Origin of the sequence: Sedimenticola hydrogenitrophicus (assembly GCF_025175675.1) — a bacterium.
Classification (GTDB): Bacteria; Pseudomonadota; Gammaproteobacteria; order Chromatiales; family Chromatiaceae; genus Sedimenticola; species Sedimenticola hydrogenitrophicus.
Genome location: NZ_JANIOA010000002.1, coordinates 87,089 through 108,853, shown reverse-complemented (window position 1 = coordinate 108,853; position 21,765 = coordinate 87,089). Strand labels below are relative to the sequence as shown.

At 58.2% G+C, this 21,765-nt stretch carries 21 protein-coding genes; 4 read left to right on the top strand and 17 right to left on the bottom strand.

Annotation, left to right across the window (positions count from 1 at the left end; genetic code table 11):
* Window positions 1-149: 149 nt before the first annotated feature.
* Complete coding sequence (gene cspD / locus NPX02_RS02300) at window positions 150-362, top strand: cold shock domain-containing protein CspD (protein ID WP_260291556.1); 213 nt, start codon at window positions 150-152, stop codon at window positions 360-362.
* A gap of 441 nt (window positions 363-803) precedes the next feature.
* Here the strand turns inward: cspD and icd are convergent, their stop codons facing one another.
* The 9 genes from icd to NPX02_RS02255 form a co-directional block, all read right to left on the bottom strand.
* Window positions 804-2,060: an NADP-dependent isocitrate dehydrogenase gene (gene icd / locus NPX02_RS02295; protein WP_260291555.1), complete on the bottom strand. Its 1,257-nt coding sequence runs from the start codon at window positions 2,058-2,060 to the stop codon at window positions 804-806.
* A 91-nt stretch (window positions 2,061-2,151) separates the two neighbouring features.
* Window positions 2,152-2,817, bottom strand: a complete 666-nt coding sequence (locus NPX02_RS02290; protein WP_260291553.1) for an endonuclease III domain-containing protein — start codon at window positions 2,815-2,817, stop codon at window positions 2,152-2,154.
* Window positions 2,814-3,653, bottom strand: coding sequence for a 23S rRNA pseudouridine(2605) synthase RluB (gene rluB / locus NPX02_RS02285; RefSeq protein WP_260291552.1), 840 nt, complete (start codon window positions 3,651-3,653; stop codon window positions 2,814-2,816). Before rluB ends, NPX02_RS02290 begins: the two co-directional genes overlap by 4 nt.
* Complete coding sequence (gene scpB, locus NPX02_RS02280) at window positions 3,643-4,452, bottom strand: SMC-Scp complex subunit ScpB (protein WP_335342503.1); 810 nt, start codon at window positions 4,450-4,452, stop codon at window positions 3,643-3,645. The genes rluB and scpB overlap by 11 nt, the downstream gene beginning before the upstream one ends.
* Window positions 4,453-4,544: 92 nt before the next feature.
* Window positions 4,545-5,378: a segregation and condensation protein A gene (locus tag NPX02_RS02275; protein WP_260291548.1), complete on the bottom strand. Its 834-nt coding sequence runs from the start codon at window positions 5,376-5,378 to the stop codon at window positions 4,545-4,547.
* Between the two features lie 79 nt (window positions 5,379-5,457).
* On the bottom strand, window positions 5,458-6,675 hold the full coding sequence (locus NPX02_RS02270) for a tryptophan--tRNA ligase (protein WP_260291547.1): 1,218 nt from the start codon (window positions 6,673-6,675) through the stop codon (window positions 5,458-5,460).
* Window positions 6,676-6,688: 13 nt separating this feature from the next.
* Window positions 6,689-7,372 carry a site-2 protease family protein gene (locus NPX02_RS02265; protein WP_260291546.1) on the bottom strand — a complete coding sequence of 228 codons (684 nt, stop codon included), beginning with the start codon at window positions 7,370-7,372 and terminating at the stop codon, window positions 6,689-6,691.
* A gap of 38 nt (window positions 7,373-7,410) precedes the next feature.
* Window positions 7,411-8,034 carry an L-threonylcarbamoyladenylate synthase gene (locus tag NPX02_RS02260; RefSeq protein WP_260291545.1) on the bottom strand — a complete coding sequence of 208 codons (624 nt, stop codon included), beginning with the start codon at window positions 8,032-8,034 and terminating at the stop codon, window positions 7,411-7,413.
* A gap of 51 nt (window positions 8,035-8,085) precedes the next feature.
* Window positions 8,086-8,943 carry a PHP domain-containing protein gene (locus NPX02_RS02255; RefSeq protein ID WP_260291544.1) on the bottom strand — a complete coding sequence of 286 codons (858 nt, stop codon included), beginning with the start codon at window positions 8,941-8,943 and terminating at the stop codon, window positions 8,086-8,088.
* Window positions 8,944-9,322: 379 nt separating this feature from the next.
* Between NPX02_RS02255 and NPX02_RS02250 the strand changes: the two genes are divergently transcribed.
* Window positions 9,323-9,880 (top strand): septation protein A, encoded by a 558-nt coding sequence (locus tag NPX02_RS02250; protein WP_260291543.1) that lies wholly within the window; start codon window positions 9,323-9,325, stop codon window positions 9,878-9,880.
* On the top strand, window positions 9,881-10,180 hold the full coding sequence (locus tag NPX02_RS02245; protein ID WP_260291542.1) for a YciI family protein: 300 nt from the start codon (window positions 9,881-9,883) through the stop codon (window positions 10,178-10,180).
* Between the two features lie 128 nt (window positions 10,181-10,308).
* Here NPX02_RS02245 and moaA read toward each other — a convergent pair whose 3' ends face one another.
* From moaA to napF, 8 genes are all read right to left on the bottom strand, one after another.
* On the bottom strand, window positions 10,309-11,289 hold the full coding sequence (moaA, locus tag NPX02_RS02240; RefSeq protein ID WP_260291541.1) for a GTP 3',8-cyclase MoaA: 981 nt from the start codon (window positions 11,287-11,289) through the stop codon (window positions 10,309-10,311).
* Window positions 11,290-11,500: 211 nt separating this feature from the next.
* Window positions 11,501-12,064 carry a NapC/NirT family cytochrome c gene (locus tag NPX02_RS02235; protein ID WP_260291540.1) on the bottom strand — a complete coding sequence of 188 codons (564 nt, stop codon included), beginning with the start codon at window positions 12,062-12,064 and terminating at the stop codon, window positions 11,501-11,503.
* A 188-nt stretch (window positions 12,065-12,252) separates the two neighbouring features.
* Window positions 12,253-12,681 carry a nitrate reductase cytochrome c-type subunit gene (locus NPX02_RS02230; protein ID WP_260291539.1) on the bottom strand — a complete coding sequence of 143 codons (429 nt, stop codon included), beginning with the start codon at window positions 12,679-12,681 and terminating at the stop codon, window positions 12,253-12,255.
* A 57-nt stretch (window positions 12,682-12,738) separates the two neighbouring features.
* Window positions 12,739-13,653, bottom strand: coding sequence for a quinol dehydrogenase ferredoxin subunit NapH (napH, locus tag NPX02_RS02225; RefSeq protein WP_260291538.1), 915 nt, complete (start codon window positions 13,651-13,653; stop codon window positions 12,739-12,741).
* Window positions 13,653-14,519, bottom strand: coding sequence for a ferredoxin-type protein NapG (gene napG, locus NPX02_RS02220; protein WP_260291537.1), 867 nt, complete (start codon window positions 14,517-14,519; stop codon window positions 13,653-13,655). The genes napH and napG overlap by 1 nt, the downstream gene beginning before the upstream one ends.
* Window positions 14,520-14,608: 89 nt before the next feature.
* Window positions 14,609-17,170, bottom strand: coding sequence for a nitrate reductase catalytic subunit NapA (napA, locus tag NPX02_RS02215; RefSeq protein ID WP_260291536.1), 2,562 nt, complete (start codon window positions 17,168-17,170; stop codon window positions 14,609-14,611).
* Window positions 17,167-17,424: a chaperone NapD gene (locus tag NPX02_RS02210; protein ID WP_260291535.1), complete on the bottom strand. Its 258-nt coding sequence runs from the start codon at window positions 17,422-17,424 to the stop codon at window positions 17,167-17,169. The genes napA and NPX02_RS02210 overlap by 4 nt, the downstream gene beginning before the upstream one ends.
* Window positions 17,425-17,447: 23 nt before the next feature.
* Window positions 17,448-17,966 carry a ferredoxin-type protein NapF gene (gene napF / locus NPX02_RS02205; RefSeq protein WP_260291534.1) on the bottom strand — a complete coding sequence of 173 codons (519 nt, stop codon included), beginning with the start codon at window positions 17,964-17,966 and terminating at the stop codon, window positions 17,448-17,450.
* Window positions 17,967-18,204: 238 nt separating this feature from the next.
* On the opposite strand from napF, the gene mfd reads away from it, so the two are divergent.
* Complete coding sequence (gene mfd, locus NPX02_RS02200; protein WP_260291532.1) at window positions 18,205-21,696, top strand: transcription-repair coupling factor; 3,492 nt, start codon at window positions 18,205-18,207, stop codon at window positions 21,694-21,696.
* The last annotated feature ends 69 nt before the right edge of the window (window positions 21,697-21,765 follow it).

The window sequence follows — 21,765 nt, the reverse complement described above, 5'->3', positions numbered from 1 at the left end:
GAAATTTAATTTATGATCGCCTTGGGATTTCTACCCGCTTCATCTTCGTGATCTGCATGATCCACTGGGCACCAATTTTATAACAACAGCCCTGCCACCTATGCAGAGATGAACTGAGTCTGTACTGGAGTACTGGAGGAGTACGCGTTATGGCAACTGGCACCGTAAAATGGTTCAACAACGCTAAAGGTTATGGGTTTGTAACACCGGATCAGGGGGAACAGGATATTTTTATCCATTTCTCGGCCATCAGCATGGATGGCTACAAGACACTCAAAGAGGGCCAGAAGGTTCAGTTTGAACTTGAAGAAGGTCCGAAGGGTTTGCACGCCGCCAACCTGCAGTCCATCGCTGACGCCTGATTCCCTTTCCTGGTAAAGCACCGCACCGCCTGGAGCCTGTCAGTCAGGCGGTGCCGGTTCTGGATGAGCGCCACAAAGGCGCCGCAACACCCCGCACTACCCTGGCCCACCCACGGCGGCCGAATAACCTTCCGTACCCAAGGCGCCCTCCGGTCCCGGATCGGTAAAGGATCATTACTCTCGCCAAGACGCCAAGCACACGAAGTTTAAAGGCAGTGATTGGTATTTCCTGGCGTGCCTGGCGTCTTGGCGAGAGTTCATTTGCCACCTGTCAGTCAGGGGCACTCGACCGAAGCATTGGTCAAACTTGACGAGTCCCCCGCCGGAGCCGAGGGATTACCCAGGGGATTCGTGGCGCGCGATCACGCGCCTGACCGCCACAAAGTAAAAAAGCCCGAGGCGAATGCCGCCACGGGCTTTTGTAGGGGACGAATGCTTCGATCACATATTGTCGATCATGGCGTCACCGAACGCCGAACAGCTCAACAGAGTCGAACCCTCCATCAGACGCTCGAAGTCATAGGTCACGGTCTTCGCCTTGATCGCCCCGGACATGCCCTTGACCACCAGATCGGCCGCCTCGACCCAACCCAGATGACGCAGCATCATCTCCGCCGACAGGATCAGGGATCCCGGGTTCACCTTGTCCTGTCCCGCATACTTGGGCGCGGTACCATGGGTGGCCTCGAACATCGCTACGGTATCGGACAGGTTGGCGCCCGGTGCAATACCGATGCCGCCCACCTGTGCGGCCAGCGCATCGGAGATGTAATCGCCATTCAGGTTCAGCGTGGCGATCACGTCGTACTCGGCCGGACGCAGCAGGATCTGCTGCAGGAAGGCGTCCGCGATCGAGTCCTTGACGATGATCTCGTTGCCGGTCTTGGGATTCTTGACGCTGCACCAGGGGCCGCCATCGATCTCAACCGCGCCGAATTCCTCCCTGGCGATCTCATAACCCCATGTCTTGAAGGCACCTTCGGTGAACTTCATTATGTTGCCCTTGTGCACCAGGGTGACCGAGCTGCGATCGTTGTCGATGGCATACTGCAACGCCTTGCGCACCAGGCGCCGGGTGCCGTCACGTGAAACCGGCTTGATGCCGATGCCGGAGCACTCGGGGAAGCGGATCTTGGTCACGCCCATCTGACCCTGGAGGAAGTCGATCACCTTCTTGACGTCATCCGTGCCCTCTTCCCACTCGATACCGGCATAGATGTCTTCCGAGTTCTCGCGAAAGATCACCATGTCCGTCAGGTCGGGGCGCTTCAGCGGGCTTGGCGTACCTTCGTAGTAACGGATCGGACGCAGGCAGACGAACAGGTCCAGCACCTGACGCAACGCCACATTCAGCGAGCGCATGCCCCCGCCGACGGGGGTGGTCAGTGGTCCCTTGATGGATACCGTGAACTCCTTGACGGCCTCGAAGGTCTCTTCCGGCAACCAGGTATCACCGCCATAAAGATTATTGGCCTTTTCGCCGGCAAAGATCTCCATCCAGGCAATACTGCGTTCGCCACCATATGCCTTTTCCACCGCCGCATCGATCACCTTTACCATCACCGGGGTGATGTCGACACCAATACCATCGCCTTCAATGAAAGGGATGATCGGGCAATTGGGGACACTGAGGGAGAAATCGGGATTAACGGTAATTTTTTCGCCGTTGGCCGGAACTTTAGTCTTATCGTATGCCATACGTGTTTCCATCGTTGTCCAAAAAAAATAATTCTAGCATCGGCCCCTGAGTTAGGCGAAATTTTTTTTGTTTTTTTATAGGATATTCATACTATTTAGCCGCGTATGCACATCCGGCACCTAAAACACACTCGCTACAGGCCGGTTTTACCCGGCAAGCGCTCTTTGCATGCCGCACTATCAGGGCATGATATTCATTATAAATTGCTGCACTCGCGTCAACCGCCCCTTCAAAGCGCTGCCTCAGCGCTTCATAGCCCTCATTACCGGACACTAATCCAAATCTGGAAAAGATTCGGCGTGTATAGGCATCGATCACAAACACCGGCCGTTCAAAGGCATAGAGCAGAATGGAATCCGCGGTTTCCGGGCCCACGCCATTTACTGCCAGAAGCTGCCGGCGCAGCTCACCGGTAGGCAACTCCCGCAGCCGCTCGAATCCGGACGCCTGCAAGAAACGGCAGAAATTTTTAAGGCGCGTTGTCTTGATATTGAAATAGCCCGAGGGTCGCAGCAGTTGCGCCAGCTGCGCATCCGGGCAGTTGACTATCTTGTCGACGGCCAGGAGATTGTCCCCCTTCAGGTTATTGATCGCCGCCTCCACATTCCGCCAGGCGGTATTTTGGGTCAGGATCGCCCCGACCATCACCTCGAATGGCGTCTCGCCCGGCCACCAGTGTTGCGGTCCGTAGCGATCCAGCAGGCTATGGTAGATTTGACCGAAGGGGCATTCGGGAGAGATGGTACCGGCATTCATCGCTTGGGGGCTGCTTTTCTCCGTGGCGCTTTCCCCTTTCCTGAATGGCCGCGTTTTTTCGCTGCGGGTTTCGGCGCGGCGCCGGTGGCGCTCAGCAGATCACTCAATTCCTGTTCGGTCAGTTGCCGATGCCGCCCGACGGCCAGGCTGCTGTCCAGAAACAGTGGTCCGAAGCGCACTCTTTTGAGACGGTTCACCTTGAGTTCGACCGCCTCCCACAAGCGCCGCACCTCCCGGTTCCGGCCCTCCATGATCACCACGTGAAACCAGCGGTTGCGCCCCTCCCCACCTGATTCGACGAGATCCTCGAAGCGGGCAAAACCATCATCCAGTTCCACGCCCTTCACCAATTGCTGCAGCTTTTCGCTGGTGACTTCGCCGTTGACCCGGACCGCATATTCCCGCTCGATCTGTTGCGAGGGGTGCATCAGTTTGTTGGCCAGCTCGCCATCCGTGGTGAAGATCATCAGACCACTGGTATTGATATCCAGCCGGCCGACCGCTATCCAGCGACTGCCGACCAGCTTCGGCAACCGGGCAAATACCGTGGGGCGCCCCCCGGGGTCATCCCGGGTCACCAGTTCACCCTCGGGCTTGTTATAGAGGATGACCTGGGTCTCCTGCTTCTTGAGCCGCCAGGCCCCGACCTTGGTTCTACCGATATAGATGGTATCCGCCGGCGTCACCCGGTCGCCGAGTTTAGCCGTCGTGCCGTTGACCGAGACCTCACCCGCTTCAATCTGGCGCTCGATTTCACGGCGCGAACCGAACCCCGCGTTGGCCAGCACCTTCTGCAAACGTTCACCCGGTTCAGCAGGCTGTGGTTTATTCTTCATGTTTTATCTCATTTGCGGCGGTCTGTTCCAACGGGGACGCGGTATCCGGCCCGCCGGTTGATTCCTCCGCGTCAGTCATTTCATCCGGCACTTCATCCGGGTGGATTGCGATGACCTCCGCCAGGTGGGGGTCTGCCCGATCAGGTTCCTCCGCGTCATCTTCGTCGGACTGCTCGCCCACGACTGAAGCCGCCGATTGCGCCAGGCTGGCCAGCGCCTGATCAGCGACCGCCTCACTGCCGGGTTCCGCCAGCTCCAACTCCCGATTGATGGAGTCCAGATCGCGTATCTGTTGCAGGGTGGGGAGTTCATCCAGGCTTTTCAGGCCAAAATAGTTCAGGAACTCCCGGGTGGTGGCGTAGAGCGAGGGTTTTCCCGGCACATCGCGCGTACCCACGACACGGACCCATTCGCGCTCCAGCAGGCTCTTTACGATGTTGCTGCTGACACTGACACCACGGATATCCTCGATCTCGCCCCGGGTGATCGGTTGCCGGTAGGCAATCAGTGCCAGGGTCTCCATCAGCGCCCGGGAGTAGCGAGGCGCCCGCTCTTCCCACAGGCGGGAGACCCAGGGGGCATACTCCTCGCGCACATTGATGCGGAATCCGCCGGCTACTTCCGCAATCTCGATACCGCGGCCGGTATAATCCTCACCGAGCGCCGCGATCACCTTGCGCAGCTCCTGTTTGTCCGGTCGCTCCTCTTCCAGGAACAGCTCCTGCAGCCGTTCGATCGTCAAGGGACCACCGGCGGCCAGCAAGGCAGCCTCCACAATCTGTTTCAGTTTATCCATCATCGACATTTCAACCGATCTGATCTCGCTATGGGTTATCCGCTGATTTGTTGTAATTGGCGGCCACTGCCTGCTGATCGACAGCGGATGCCGGTTCAGTGTTCCGCCTGGGAGACAGCCTTGACATGGATCGGACCGAAGCTCTCCGCCTGAATGATATCGATCAGCGATCCCTTGATCAGCTCCAGGACTGCCAGGAAGGTCACCACCACCCCGAGGCGTCCCTCACTGGGGTCGAACAGCGAGGTGAACTCGGTAAAACTCTCGGCATTGATACGCCCCAGGATGCCGGACATCTTCTCCCGTACCGAGAGCGCCTCCATCTGCACCTGATGGTGGCTGAACATATCCACCCGGTGCATGACCTCTTTCAGGGCAAACAGGATCTCCCGCAGGTCCACATCGGGGGGCCGTCGCTGAATGATCCGCTCCGGCACATCGGCCTCGGCCTGGAACAGGTCGCGCCCCAGCCGTGGGAGATTATCGATGTCTTCGGCCGCCTGCTTGTAGCGCTCATACTCCTGCAGTCGCCTGATCAGCTCGGCCCGCGGATCGCCCTCCTCATCCTCCAGCTCCTCCTGCCGGGGCAGCAGCATCCGCGATTTGATCTCCGCCAGCATGGCCGCCATCACCAGATACTCGGCCGCCAGTTCCAGGCGGATATCCTTCATCAGATCGACATACTCCATGTACTGGCTCGTGATCTCCGCGATGGGGATTTCCAGAATATCCAGATTCTGTCGCTTGATCAGGTAGAGCAGCAGATCCAGCGGCCCTTCAAAGGCATCCAGGAACACCTCCAGCGCATCCGGCGGGATATAGAGATCCTTGGGGATGGTGGTCCAGGGGGCTCCCTGCACCACGGCAAAGGGCATCTCTTCCTGCGCGGGATGCGAATGCAGGGGCAGATTCAGTTCCTTATTGGGCATTTTGTTCCTGACCGTGGGATTTCCGACACTTATTCTTCATACCCCGGATCATACCCCGGGCTCATCCGAATATTAGCCGCTATCGGTAGTTGAGGCACATGGCATGGCGAACCTCGACCATGGTTGACTGGGCCATATCCCGCGCCGCTTCGACCCCTTCCGCAATGATATTACGCACCAGCTCCGGCTGGGCCTCGAACTCCCGGGCACGCTCCTGGATCGGCTTCAGCTCCTGCAGCACCGCATCGATCACCGGCTGCTTGCACTCGACACAGCCAATCCCGGCACTACGGCAGCCTTCCTGCACCCACACCTTGACGGGCTCGCTGGAGTAGATCTGATGGAACTCCCAGACGGGACAGCGAGCGGGATCACCGGGGTCCGTGCGGCGCACCCGGTTGGTATCGGTCTGCATGGTCCGCAACGCCTTTTCGATCACCTCGGGATCGTCCCGCAGGGCAATGGTGTTGCCATAGGATTTGGACATCTTCTGGCCATCCAATCCGGGCATTTTCGAGGCCCTGGTCAACAGCGGCTGGGGCTCCGGCAGAATCACCCGGCCACTCCCCTCCAGGTAACCGAACAGCCGATCCCGGTCATTGACGGTGATGTTCTGCTGGCTGTCGAGCAGCGCCCGGGCCGCAGCGAGGGCGTCCTGGTCACCCTGTTCCTGATAGGACTTTCGGTAACGGCTGTACAGCTTGGCGTTCTTTTTACCCATCTTTTTGATCGCCTGCTCCGCCATGTCTTCAAACCCCGCCTCCCGGCCATAGATGTGGTTGAAGCGGCGCGCCACTTCCCGGGTCAGTTCGACATGGGCCACCTGGTCCTCGCCCACCGGGACCAGGCCCGCCTTGTAGATCAGGATGTCGGCCGCCTGCAACAGCGGATAGCCGAGAAAACCATAGGTGGCCAGGTCCTTCTCCTTCAGTTTCTCCTGCTGATCCTTGTAGCTCGGTACGCGCTCCAGCCAGCCCAGCGGGGTGATCATGGAGAGCAGCAGGTGCAGTTCCGCATGCTCCGGCACCTGGGACTGGATAAAGATCTTGGCCTCCCCCTGATTGACCCCGGCGGCCAGCCAGTCGATCACCATCTCCGCGACGCTCCCGGGAATGATGGTGGGATCCTCGTAGTGGGTGGTCAGGGCATGCCAGTCGGCAACGAAGAAGAAGCACTCGTATTCATGCTGCAGCTCCACCCAGTTTTTCAGAACGCCATGATAGTGACCGAGGTGGAGACGGCCGGTCGGTCGCATACCGGAAAGTACACGCGCATGTTGCGCAGGAACAGAGTTCAAGATTTACCCCTTTTCATGAAACAAAAAGATCTCTAAAGACCAGATTAACGATATTGGATTCGGGTAGTAAGTTAATTGTGATAATAAACAACGGCCAAATAAGAAAACCCAAGACCCCACTTACCAGTAGGCCGACGAGAATAAAAAGCCCGAACGGCTCCAACCGTGCAAAGTAACTTGCATAAGGCGCTGGCAACAATGAATACATGATTCGCCCACCATCCAAAGGCAGTATCGGCATCAGATTCAGAGCCATCAGCAATACGTTAAACAGGACACCAGCACCTCCCATATATACAAGGAAGAACGCAGGCAACTCGGCGACACCAATAAGCAATACCCCTATCTTTATTATCAGGGTCCAAAAAATGGCCATGGTGAGATTTGCAGCAGGCCCTGCCAAAGCTACAAGAGCCATGTCACGGCGAGGATTACGGAGCTTGCGCCAATCAACAGGTACGGGCTTTGCCCATCCAAATATAAAACCACTCAATATGTAGGAAAGCACAGGAATTAATATCGTACCGATAAGATCTATATGTTTGAAAGGGTTAGCGGTAACCCTACCCAGTATAGAAGCCGTTTGGTCACCCAATCTCTTAGCGACCCATCCGTGTGCAGCCTCATGCAAAGTGATCGCGAATAACACGGGAATTATCGAAACCACCACCTTCTGAATTGTGTTCAGACTTTCCATCGAGCGATTATACCTGTCTCATCTCGGTTGACATCTTCTCAGGGCTCAAACAGGGAGATATCGCCCTTACCGGCACGTACCACCACCGGAATATCCTCCTCTATATCGACCACCGTCGAGTCCTCGATGCCGCAGTAACCGCCATCAATGACCAGATCCACCTGATGACTGAGGATATCCCGCATCTCATAGGGATCGGTCAGCGGCAGCTCATCGCCCGGCAGAATCAGGGTCGAACTCATCAACGGCTCATCCAACTCGGTCAGCAGCGCCTGGGCGATGGCATTATCCGGCACCCGAATCCCGATGGTCTTTTTTTTCGGATGCTGCAAGCGCCGCGGTACCTGCTTGGTGGCCATGAGAATGAAGGTGTAAGGTCCGGGGGTCAGGTTCTTCAGCATCCGGTAGTGGTGGTTCTCGACCTTGGCATAGACGGCGATCTCCGAGAGATCCCGGCAGACCAGGGTGAAATTGTGCTTGTCGTCCAGTCTGCGAATGGCGCGGATCCGCTCCATCGCCTCCTTATCGCCGATATGGCAACCCAATGCGTAACTGGAATCCGTGGGGTAAACCACCACGCCGCCCTGGCGAATGATCTCCACCGCGCTGCGTATCAGCCGCAACTGCGGATTGTCGGGATGAATTTGAAAAAACTGAGCCATGAATATGAATCGCGATAATAGATGGGTTATAGGATGGGTTGATGGGATAGATCAGGCGGAAGCCGCCGCGGCGAAGGCGGGCCAAGCGTGCCAAATGGGGACGGTGTTAGCCGGTAGCGGGGAGAGCCTGCCCAGTTCTGCCCAGGGGGTCTCGGGTCCGTGATAATCGGAACCCAGGGAGGCCCGCAGTGAGAAATCACGGGTATGCTTCGCCATGGTGAAGGCCTCGTCCTTGCTGTGACTGCCGGAGACCACCTCAAGGGCCTTGCCACCGGCCTCCCGGAACTCGCCGATCAGGCGTCTGAGCCGGGTCCGGGTCATGCCGTAGCGCGCCGGATGGGCAATGACCGCCTCCCCGCCGGCATCACGGATCCAGGCCACCGCCTGGCCCAGATCGGCCCACTCGCCGGCTACATGGCCCGGCTGTCCCCGAGTCAGATATTGCTTGAACACCTTGCGCATATCGGGGGAGTAGCCGCGCTCGACCAGAAAACGGGCGAAATGGGTGCGACTGATGAGATGCCCGTTGGAGTAGCCCCGGGCCCCTTCATAAGCACCTGATATCCCGTGCTTTTCCAACCGCCTGCCGATCTCCTCGGCACGCCATGCCCGAAAGCGCCGGAGACCGGCCAGGCCGCGCTGCAGATTCGCGTCCTCCGGCTCGAACCCCAGGCCCACGATATGCACCACCTGACCACCCCAGGTGACCGAGATCTCCACGCCGGCCACCAGGTGCAACCCGGCGCCCGCCGCCGTCACCGCGGCCTCCGCCAGACCCTCGGTGGTGTCATGGTCGGTCAACGCCAGCACATCCACCCCCGCGGCGGCGGCGCGGGTGACCAGCGCACCGGGGCTGAGGGTGCCGTCGGAAGCGGTCGAGTGGGTGTGGAGGTCATAACAGAGATTCATCCGGGTATTGTACCCCAAAGCCCTGTGGATTGTTTCACTGCGGATGTGACGATCACCACCATCCGGCGCGACCATGGCGGATGATCGAAGGTAACCACTCACGGGGTAAGGATGTAGGGTGGATAAGCCGGTAGGCGCATGCCATCCTCAGGTCCGTAAACGGTACATCCATGTACCACTCCTCGCCAATGCTCACGGGGTGATTGGCCTGCCTTGCCGGCCTCACACGATGGCTGGATCAAGATCGGCCAGCAAGGCAGGCCAATCACTTACAGACCGGGTGAGTAGTTACGATCGAAGAATGCGGTATCCCTGCCGGATCCGCGGAAACTTGTGCTATCCTGCAAGGAATATCGGCCGGGCCTTAGCTTAAAAAATCATGAAGTTTCTCAGCGATCTGTTTCCCGTCATACTCTTTTTTATCGCCTACAAGATGTATGACTTTTATGTGGCGACGGTAGTGATCATCGTCGCCACCCTTGCTCAAGTCGGATACAACTGGATCAGGCACCACAAGGTGGAGAAGATGCACCTGGTCACCCTGCTGCTGGTACTGCTGTTCGGTGGCCTGACGCTCTACCTGCAGGATCCGCTATTCCTCAAATGGAAACCGACCGTCGTCAACTGGTTGTTTGCCATAGCCTTTGTCGGCAGCCATTTCATCGGCAACCGGCCGCTGGTTGAACGGATGATGAGCAAAAGCGTGACCCTGCCCGCCCCCGTCTGGAGCAGGCTCAATGTGGCCTGGTCCCTGTTCTTCATCACCATGGGCGCGGTCAATCTGTATGTCGCGTTCAATTTCTCGGAAGCGGCCTGGGTCAACTTCAAACTCTTCGGCATGATGGGGATGACCTTCCTGTTCATCATCCTGCAGGCCTTCTACCTGGCCAAATACATTAGCGAAACAGAGCAGAAAACCACACCAGAGGAGAGTTGAGTGTTCTACGCAATCATGGGTACCGACCGCGAAGACAGCCTGGAGGCCCGCTTGCAGGCGCGCCCCGAGCATCTGGAGAGGATCAAGCAGTTACAGGGCGAAGGCCGGCTGTTGCTGGCCGGTCCGCATCCGGCCATCGACAGCGAGGACCCGGGGCCGGCAGGCTTCAGTGGCAGCCTGATCGTCGCCGAGTTCGCCAGCTTGGACGAAGCCAGGGCGTGGGCCGATGAGGACCCCTACACCCGTACCGGCGTCTACGCGCAGATATCGGTCAAACCCTTTAAGAAAGTGCTGCCCTAATTCTACTTTGTCAGATTCCGGTGCTGTGCGGATGGCTTCCGGGTGAAAGGATTCCAAGCCACGCCGTAAACCCTGGGGGCTCGGCGGTCCCGGGTTCGGGCGCCGTCACGGACAATCCGCCCGCCCGTTCAGCCGCCGGTCATGGACATGACGCGAACCACCTGATCGGGATTGGTATTGAATTCATGTTTCTCCGGTTTGCGCTGGATCGCCGCCAGGATCTCCTCCTTCAGCTGATCGTCGGAGAGTCCCTCGCGCAGCAGCGGTTTCAACTCCAGTTTGTCCTGCTGTCCCAGACAGAGGTAGAGCGTGCCCTCGGAGGAGAGCCGCACCCGGTTACAATCCTCGCAGAAGTGCTGGGACATGGGGGTGATGAAACCGAGTTTGATACGCTTGTCGACGATCTTGAAATATTTGGCGGGCCCGGCCCCTTTCATCCGGGCCGGCTCCAGTTTGAAGCGCTGCTCCAGGAGCTGCTTAACCTCGTCCAGCGGCACATAACGATCCCGCGCCTCCTGTCCGGCCGCCCCCACCGGCATGGTTTCGATAAAGCGCAGGGTGAAGCGGTTTTTGATACAGAAGTCCACCATATCGCCCACTTCATGGAGATTCAGATCCCGCATCACCACCATATTGATCTTGATCGGATAGAGATCGACCCGCTTCGCCTCCATCAGCCCGTCGATAACCTTGTTCAGGTCGCCCTGGGTAATCTGACGAAATACCTGCGGATCCAGGGAGTCCAGACTGACATTGATCCGCCCCACCCCGGTCTCCTTGAGCATCCGGGCATGTTGTGCCAGATGGGAGGCATTGGTACTCATGGAGAAGTCTTCGATACCCGGCAGCGCGGCGATGCCCCGCACCATCGCCTCGATGTCCTTGTGGATCAGCGGTTCCCCGCCGGTGAGCCGCACCTTGCTGACACCGAGTTCACTGAACACCCGGATCAGGCGGATGAACTCATCCAGTTTCAGCCGATCCTCCACCTCGGTAAACCCTTTAAATCCTTTCGGAATACAGTAGAAGCAACGGAAATCGCAGCGATCCGTCACGGAGAGCCGCAAATATTCTATTTTCCGGTTAAAACGATCGATGAGTGCAGTCATGCTATCAATCCCACGGGGGTGAGCCGCAATTGTTTCCTGTTATCGGTTAAAAGACAATAGCCCGTTGGTCTAATCCAACGGGCTATTGCTCAGGCCAAACCCTAACTGTGATCACATCGCCCGGGCACCGCCCCGACCAGGGGCACCGCTGGCGCCACGGCGGCGGAATCTTGGGGAAGCGGCTCCCTGCTGATTACCTGCCGCGCCGGGGTCAACCCTCGCCGGGCATGTCTTCCGCCGGGTCATAGCCTTCCGGCAACGCGTGGGCGATACCCTTATGACAGTCGATGCAGGTATAGCCCTTCTCGATGGCTTCGTCATGGGCGTCGGCACTGCGACTCTCCTGGCGACTGAAGTCCATGGAATCAAAATTATGACAGTTCCGGCACTCGCGGGAATCGGTATCCTTCATCGCCTTCCATACATTCTGCGCCAACTGCAGCCGCTTGGCCTCGAACTTTTCCGGTGTATCGATGGTACCCAGGAGTTTGTGATAGATCTCGTTACTCGCCTTTATCTTGCGGACCACCTTATGTACCCAATCCTTTGGCACATGGCAATCAGGACAGGTCGCGCGCACTCCGGTTCGGTTGGTAAAGTGAATGGTATCCTGTAGCTCCTGATAGACATTCTCTTCCATCTCGTGACAGGAGATACAGAACTGCTCCGTATTGGTTGCCTCCATGGCGGTATTGAAGCCACCCCAGAGGACAATACCCAGAACAATGCCGACCACCAGTAAACCGAGCACTCCGCGTTTGGCACCACTTTTCATTTTACGACTCCGCTAGCTTCTTTGTTATTGCTTGTCCCGCATCATATCGACACAGCACATTCAGGTAATTGCCTATGATCAAGAAATACTGTAACTACTCGCCCGGTCTGTAAGTGAGTAGTTACGAAATACCCCCGATTCAGCGTTGGCTGAATCGGGGGAACTGGTTCCACCGCCAGTGCAGCGGCTTACTTGGCACCTTCAAAACGATTTGTCACGATCGGTTCGGCATTCAGCTCAGGCGCATGACACTGATTACAGAAGTAACGCCGCGTTGAGACGGTTTCCAGTACCTTGCCATCCCGCGCAACGTAGTGTGAATCGCCAACCTTGGGCGCCTTCTTCTGCTCATAGGTCTTTTCAGAATGGCACTTCATGCAGGTATTGGTCTTCAGATTGATGGTCTCTTTGTCAATCTTATGCGGAATCACCGGTGGCTGGATCTTGTAACTGCGCTCCACGCCGCCCTCGGTGATGACCTGCTTGCGCATGGGATTTTCATCCGCATCCGCCGTCAGATCCTTATCCCCCCGAAGCGAGGTGACTCCAGAGAAGGCGCCCCCGGCGAACACGAGTGTCACCATGGCAACCAGCAGGGTTACGATTACTTTTTTCATCTCGATCTCCATAAAGCTCTAAATCATGATATCCGGATGCTTGACGGTTCAAGTCATCTAAGGCTGGACGGTATGTTGTTTTCCGTCATCAACTGATTTTCCGGATGCGTTCACCACCAGGTTGTTAAAACGGGTACCAAACTGGAATACATCTTTTGCACAGACATCGATACAGCGACCACAATTGGTGCAGTTGGCAGAGAGGATAACCGGCCCAATCCCCTTGTCCGCCCCTTTCAATGCGGGCCTGATCACCTGCTTCTCCGGGCAGACCACAAAGCAGTCCATGCAGTCGTTACAGCGTTCCCTCTCAGCCGCAACGATCCTGATTGCGCTCCCGACGCCCAGCAGACTGTAAAACGCGCCTACCGGACAGAGTCGTCCACACCATCCATTCTTGGCGATGAACAGATCGAACAGGAACACACCCACAATCAGAATCCATGCCATGCCCATTCCGAACACAATGCCACGAAACAGCATCGATACCGGATTGAACAACTCCCAGACCAGCGAACCGGTTACCAGAGGCAGGACCAAAGTCAGTCCCAACATCCAGTAACGGGTCGACAACGCCAGCTGTGAGGCGGATTTGATACCGAGTTTTCGACGTAACCAGGCGGCGGCATCGGTCACCATGTTCACCGGGCATACCCAGGAGCAGTAGACCCTTCCTCCTACCAGCAGATAGAAGGCAATCACAATGACCACACCGACAATAGCCGACAACTCCGGCACCACACCCGACAGCACCGACTGCAACAGGACATGGGGATCGGTCAGCGGCAGAAAATCCAGCGTCATACTGGCGGCCAGATTACCCTTCACTATCCACACCCCTGCCAACGGACCCAGCAGGAACAAGGCTAAAATAGACAACTGGCTTACACGACGCAGAATCAACCACTGATGTGCCTTCCACCAGCCCTTGCCGGCAATGGCGTCGGCGCCTGCAACTGATTTATCAGCCATTATTGATTCTCCAGTCCACGGTTGAGCCTATCCAGCGGATTGGAGGGAAGCGGCATCGGTTGCCCCCCCTCGGGTTCCACGATCAGGCCCTTACCCTGCAGGTCGTAGCGCACCCCTTCAGGAAGGTTGTAACGGTGCTCCACGTCCGGTGTTACCAGTGACTTTCCTGCCTTCTCCTTCTCTTTCCATCCGAGTCGATAATGTCCGCCCAGTTCTCCCTTCGCCAAATGGGTCGGAAAGACCTTGATCGCCGCCTCCTCGAGGATGCAGGCTTTCTCACAGAGTCCGCAGCCGGTACAGGCGTCGGAATGCACGATGGGTAGAAACCTCGCGTGTTTTCCCGAACGCACGTTGTGCTCGTACTCCAGTGAGATTGCCTTCCCCCGAATCGGACAGACATTGAAACAGACTTCACAGCGCAATCCCTGAAAGGCGATGCAGGTCTCCTGATCAACCAGCACGGCGAGACCCATCCGGGCATCGTTTATGTTGGTCAATCCATGGTCCAGGGCATTGGTCGGGCAGGCGACCACGCAGGGGATGTCCTCACACATCTCGCACGGGTCCGTCCGTGCATAAAAGTAAGGTGTGCCGGTAGCCACCTCATCCCCCAACTGCCCCAGCGACAGAATGTCGTACGGGCAATCCCGCACACACAGACCACAGCGAATGCAGGCACCGAGAAAATCCTTCTCCGACAGTGCCCCCGGTGGCCTGATCGCCATCGCCGGCAGGGACTCGGCCTGTTTGGCATAAAAGCCGAGTCCCATGCCCATAAGACCCACCCCGCAGGCCGTCTTGAGTGTTTGACTCAAAAACTGCCGGCGGTTTACGCCTTTGCCTTTGCCATCACCTGAATCTGACATCTCGTTACTGCTCTGTTATCGATCCGGTATTCCACTCTTCCAGTTTGTCGGTTCAACCGGTTGTTGCCGGCTGAACCTGCAACTACCTATTACGCCTTGATGATCTTCACCGCGCACTTCTTGTAGTCCGTTTCTTTGGACAGCGGATCGGTGGCATCCAGGGTCAACTTGTTGACTAGACGGCTCGCATCAAACCAGGGGATAAACACCAGCCCCTCGGGCGGACGGTTGCGTCCCCGGGTCTCGACACGTGCCAGCAGTTCACCCCGCCGGGTCTGCAGCTTGGCCATTTGACCGTCACGCAGTTTGCGTTTCTTGGCGTCCTTCTTATGCATGAACACCACCGCATCCGGCACCGCGCGGTGCAACTCCGGAACCCGCCGGGTCATGGAACCGGAGTGCCAGTGTTCCAGTACACGACCGGTACAGAGCCAGAGATCGAACTCCTTGTCCGGGCTCTCGGCTGCCGGCTCGAAAGGCGCGGTAATGATGTTGGCCCTGCCATCCGGCTTGCCGTAGAACTTGACGCCTTCACCCTTGGCCACATGCGGATCGTAACCTTCACGGAAACGCCACAGGGTCTCCTTGCCATCCACAACCGGCCAGCGCAGGCCACGCGCCTGATGGTAGGCCTCGAAGGGTGCCATCTCATGGCCTTTCTTGATGATGTTGTCGGCCGAATTGAACATCCGGTACTCTTCAAACAGACCCTTCTGCGGATAGAACCCGAAGTGCGCCATCTCGTCGTTGTCGTAGACGTTGCCCTGGCTGTCCTTGACCTCCTGAAGCGGGAATTTATCCACCTGGCCATTGACATAGAGCACATCGAACAGGGTCTTGCCTTTGTATTCGGGTACCTTGTCCAGCAGTTCGGCCGGCCACACCTCTTCCATCTGGAAGCGCTTGGCAAACTCCATCAGCTGCCACAGATCGGACCTGGAATCACCGGGTGCCTTCACCTGCTGACGCCAGAACTGGGTGCGCCGTTCGGCATTACCGTAGGCGCCCTCTTTCTCAGCCCACATGGCGGTCGGTAGAATCAGGTCAGCCGCCATGGCGGAGACCGTGGGATAGGGATCGGAGACGGTGATGAAGTTGGCCGGATTGCGCCAGCCGGGATAGGACTCCTCATTCAGATTGGCGGCCGCCTGCATGTTGTTGTTGCACATCACCCAGAAGGTGTTCAGCTTGCTGTCCTTGAGCATGCGATGCATCAGCACCGCGTGGTAGCCGACCTTGCCGTTGAGGGTCTCTTCCGGCAGTTTCCAGATCTGCTCGGAGAACTTGCGATGAGCCGGGTTGGCCACCACCAGGTCCGCCGGCAGGCGGTGACAGAAGGTACCCACTTCGCGGGCGGTACCACAGGCGGAGGGTTGGCCGGTGAGCGAAAACGGACTGTTGCCCGGCTCGGAGATCTTGCCCATCAGCAGGTGGATGTTGTAGACCAGACCGTTCATCCAGACACCGCGGGTGTGCTGGTTCATGCCCATGGTCCAGAACGAGGAGACCTTCTTGTTGGGATCAGCGTAGAGCTTGGCCAGACGTTCCAGATTCTTCGCCGGCACACCGGAAAGCTCGGAGGCCTTCTCCACGGTATAGGGTGCGACCGATGCGGCATACTCTTCGAAGCTGATCTTGGACAACTTGCCCTTGGCGGCATTTTTGGCCGCCTTCTCCAGCGGATGCTCGGGACGCAGACCGTAACCGATATCGGTCGGGGTCTTGGTGAAATTGACGTGTTTGCCGATGAACTCTTCGTTGTACGCCTTGTTCTGGATGATGTAGTTGGCGATGTAGTTGGCGATCGCCAGATCCGACTGCGGATGGAACACCATTCCGTTGTCGGCCAGCTCAAAACAGCGATGCTCGTAGGTGGAGAGCACATGCACTTCGCAATCCGCTCGGGTCAGGCGGGTATCCGTCAGACGCGACCAAAGAATCGGGTGCATCTCCGCCATATTGGCGCCCCAGAGCACAAACGCATCGGCATGTTCCAGGTCATCATAACAACCCATCGGCTCATCAATGCCGAAGGCACGAATGAAGGCACCCACCGCTGAAGCCATGCAGTGACGGGCGTTGGGGTCGAGGTTGTTGGAACGGAAACCGGCCTTCATCAGTTTGGAGGCGGCATAGCCTTCCCAGACCGTCCACTGCCCCGAACCGAACATGCCCACCGAGGAGATCATTTTGTCCACCGGCTGACCGGCATTTTTCTCCATGTCCTTCTTCAGTGCCACTTTCCACTTCTCGGCCATGACATCGAAGGCCTCATCCCAGGAGACAGGCTCAAACTTGCCGTCCTTGGCAAACTGCCCGCCTTTTTTGCGCAGCAGCGGCTGAGTCAGGCGATCTGCTCCGTAGAGGATCTTGGGCAGGAAGTAACCCTTGATGCAGTTCAGCCCCTTGTTGACGGGTGCATCCGGATCGCCCTGGCTGGCTACCATCTTGCCGCCCTTGGTGCCGACCAGGACAGAACAGCCGGTACCGCAGAAGCGGCAGGCTACCTTATCCCAACGAATACCGTCGGCATCCACGCCGTCGCCGGTGGCGGCATTGGCCACCTGGATGGCCGGCAGCGTCACACCCGCTGCCACGGCCGCCGCTGCAACCGCATTGTTCTTTACAAAGTCACGCCTGGTTAGTTTCACTTCATTACCTCCTTATCAGCAGGTTCTTCCCCGCAATAGTGATAGATCATCACCGTATTGATTACACCGGTTACTTCATTGAATTTGGCCATGGTGTCGGCCAGCGCGTCATCGCCCTGCCCCTCCAGGGTAACGATCAGCTTGCCGGCATCGGCTCCACCATGGACTTCGACACCCTCGAACGCTTCTAAACGTGCCTGCACGACGCTAGCCACCTCGGGTCTGGCGTGTACAATGGCGCTGCAAATATTCATCTTGGTTATTCGCTCCTTAAAATTTACGCGGCTTGATTGCGCGATTCGTTCGTTGAAGAAAGGGTTACTGCCTGAATGGGACAGACGGCAAAGCAGGCACCACAGCCGCTACACAGACCGGAATCCAGTAGCGGTATCGCGACACCACCGGTCGCCAGTTTGAAGCGAATGGCCCGCTCATCGCACACTTCGCCACAGGATCTGCAGATGATGGCATTCAGGGATAGGCAGGCCGGTTGGATGGTCGCCTTGATGCGCCAGGGAGACACGATTGAGGCCTCGCCCGGAACCAGCGCCCCGACTTTGCAGACGTCCACGCATGCCGCACAGAAATCGCAGCCGCCACGGACAAACTCCATCTGTGGCAGTCTGCCGCGCCCGGCAACAATCAGCCCATCGGGACAGGCGCTGATGCAATCCCCGCAGCCGTTGCATCGATCGACAAAATCCACCTCGGTCAGCGCCCAGGGAGGTCGAAAAGGGACCGACTCCCCTTCCAAGTCTCCGCTCAACAGTTGCGCACGACTGACGTTATGTTTCATAAGTTGAAGCTTGAGCTGATAATCACTTACTTGATTAAGGGGCTTTATAGACCTGCCCCCCGAGGCTATCGTTGACCTACATCAAGTTATTCCGGCACCCTCCGGTATTGTTGACCTACGTCAACAAATTCCTTTAATGGGAAAATAAGTGATTTTATATCTGCCTGGAAATATGCCTTCGATACCTTCGCCAGCTATGCGAAAATTGCCCACTTGGATTACCTGAACGACTGGTGACATGACCGATCCGCAATCCCCCGACACCGCCACGCGGTTTGAACCGCTGCAACCACCGCTGCCCGCCCGGCAAGATGAACGTATCCAGTGGGGGCGTCTCTATGGCATGAGTGATGCCTTGGCGATCTCAGCTGCCGCAAGGGCCTTTTCCGGCGTCACCATGGTGATCGCCGATGACGCCCAGGCGGCGGCAAAACTGGAGGACGGATTGCGGTTTTTCCTTCATGGCGAGGCAATTCCGGTCTTTGGTTTTCCCGACTGGGAAACCCTGCCGTACGATATCTTCTCGCCGCTGCCCGAACTGGTATCCCAGCGGCTGCTGACGCTCTACCAGCTGGAGCGGATGAACCGGGGCGTACTGATCGTTCCGGTCAGTACGCTGCTGCAACGACTGCCACCAAAGGGCTACCTGCAGGCCAACACCCTGATGCTGAAACCGGGGGATACCCTGTCACTGGAGCAGATGCGGCGTCAGTTCGAACAGACCGGTTACCGCGCTGTGTCACAGGTGGTGGAGCATGGGGAATACACCATTCGCGGTTCGCTCCTGGACATCTACCCCATGGGTAGCGGCATCCCCTACCGGATTGATCTATTTGATGAGGAGGTGGAGAGCATCCGGACCTTCGATCCGGAAACCCAGCGCACCCTGCAGCGTGTCGACGCCATCGAGATGCTGCCGGCGCGCGAGTATCCGCTGGACGAGGCCGGGATTGCCCATTTTCGCCAGGCTTATCGCAACACCTTTGAAGGCGACCCGCAACGTAGCCTCATCTACAGGGAGGTATCCAACGGCAACACGCCGGGCGGACTGGAGTACTATCTGCCGCTCTTCTTTGAGCAGACGGCCACCCTGTTCGACTTTTTACCCGACCAGTTGCTGACCATCCGCAGTGCGGAGACCCGGGATTACGCCACGCAGTTTCTGCAGCAGGTCCAGACGCGTTACGAGCAGCGCAGATATGACCCGGAACGCCCCCTGCTGGCACCCGAACGGCTCTATCTGGACAGCGATCACCTGCTGGCAAACCTGAATCGGGGGATGTCGATCTCACTGCGGCGGACAGAAATCGAAACCCGCAACAAGGGCTACAGCGACTTCTACAACTTTGCTACCCGCGCCCCCGAGCCGCTCAGTTTTCAGGCACGGGCCGAACGCCCCGCGGCGGCGTTGCAGGCGTTCATCGCGCGTGCCCCGGGGCGAATCCTGTTTATCGCGGAGAGTGCCGGGCGCCGGGAGATGCTGAAGGAGACCCTGGCCGGATACGGTATCCGTCCCAGCCCGGTGGAGGGCTGGCAGGGGTTTCTCGATGCCGATCAGCCGCTGATGCTGACCGTCGCCCCGCTGGAACAGGGGATCTGGCTGGATCACGCCGGGCTGGTGATCATCACCGAAAGCCAACTGCTGGGCGAACGGGTCCGCCAGGAACGGCGCCGCAAGTCCAGGCAACGCGATGCCGACCAGATTGTCCGCAACCTGACGGAATTGCATATCGGTGCACCCGTGGTCCATGAAGACCACGGCGTAGGCCGCTATCTCGGTCTGCAGGTGCTGGAGGTGGGCGGCATGACCACCGAGTTCCTGGCCCTGGAATATGCCCGGGGCGACAAACTCTATGTTCCGGTCTCGTCGCTGCACCTGATCAGCCGTTATGCCGGTGCGACCCCGGAAAATGCGCCGCTGCACCGCCTCGGCGGTGACCAGTGGGAGCGGGTCAAGCGCAAGGCGGCGGAGAAGGCACGCGATGTCGCGGCGGAACTGCTGGAGATCTATGCCCGCCGGGCGGCACATCAGGGTTACGCCTTCCCCCCGCCCGATGAGGAGTATGCAGCCTTTGCCGCCTCGTTCGAATTTGAGGAGACCCCGGATCAGCAGCAGACCATCGAATCGGTGATTGCCGACATGACCTCCCCCCACCCCATGGATCGGGTGGTGTGCGGCGACGTCGGCTTCGGCAAGACCGAGGTGGCCATGCGCGCGGCCTTCATGGCGGTACAGGGGGGAAAGCAGGTGGCGGTACTGGTGCCCACCACCCTGCTGGCACAACAACACTATGAGAATTTCTCCGACCGCTTCGCCGACTGGCCGGTCAAGGTGGAAAGCCTCTCGCGCTTCCGCAGCGCCAAACAACAGAAGACGATCACGGACGGCTTGGCGACCGGCCTCGTGGATATCGTGGTGGGGACCCACAAACTGCTGCAGGAGAGTATCTGCTATAAAAATCTCGGGCTGGTGGTGATTGACGAGGAGCACCGCTTTGGGGTGCGGCACAAGGAGCGACTCAAGGCGCTGCGCAGCGAGGTGGACATGCTGACGCTCACCGCCACCCCCATCCCCAGGACGCTGAACATGGCAATGTCGGGGATGCGCGATCTCTCCATCATCGCCACCCCGCCGGCCGCGCGGCACCCGATCAAGACCTTTATCAGCCAATGGAATGAGGCGCTGATCGTCGAGGCGTGCCAGCGCGAGATCAAACGCGGCGGCCAAGTCTATTTCCTGCACAACGAGGTCAGCACCATCGAGAACACCGCCCACAAGCTGGAGCAGCTGCTGCCCGGCATCCGGGTGCGGGTGGCCCATGGACAGATGCGCGAGCGCCAGCTGGAAGAGGTCATGCGCGACTTCTATCACCAGCGCTTCAACATCCTGGTCTGCACCACCATTATCGAAAGCGGTATCGATGTCCCCAGCGCCAATACCATGATCATCAACCGCGCCGACAAGCTGGGGCTGGCGCAGCTGCATCAGCTGCGGGGACGGGTCGGCCGCTCCCATCACCGGGCCTACGCCTATCTGATCACACCGCCGCCGAAGATGCTTACTACTGACGCGAAGAAACGCCTTGAAGCCATTGAATCACTTGAAGATCTAGGTGCAGGATTCACCCTGGCAACGCACGACCTCGAGATCCGCGGCGCGGGCGAATTGCTGGGCGAAGGTCAGAGCGGCCAGATACACGAGGTGGGCTTCAGCCTCTACAGCGATCTGCTGGAACGCGCCGTCAAGGCGCTCAAGGCCGGCGAACATCCCGACCTGGACCGCCCGCTGGACCACGGCGCCGAGATCGACCTTCAACTCCCGGCCCTGCTGCCGGAGGATTATCTGCCCGACGTCCATTCGCGCCTGGTACTCTATAAACGCATCGCCAGTGCCGGCTCCGATGCCGAGTTGCGTGAACTGCAGGTCGAGATGATCGACCGTTTCGGCCTGCTGCCGGAACCGACGCGGAATCTGTTCGGTATCACCGGCCTGAAGCTGAAGGCCAACCCGCTGGGCATCCGCAAGATCGAGGCCGGGCCGGCTGGCGGCCGCATCCTGTTTGACGGACAGCCGAAGATCGACCCGGGCCAGATCATCCGCTTGATCCAGACCCGGCCCCGGGTGTACAAGCTGGACGGCGGGGAGAAGCTGCGCTTCTTCAAGGATCTCAGCGATCAGCAGGGGCGTATCCAGCAGGTGGGGAATATCCTGGATGAGGTCTGTGGCTAATAACAAAATACCCCTATACATTTTTTCCCGTGAAAGGGACAATCACTGGCTGTTTATAAATGGTTCATC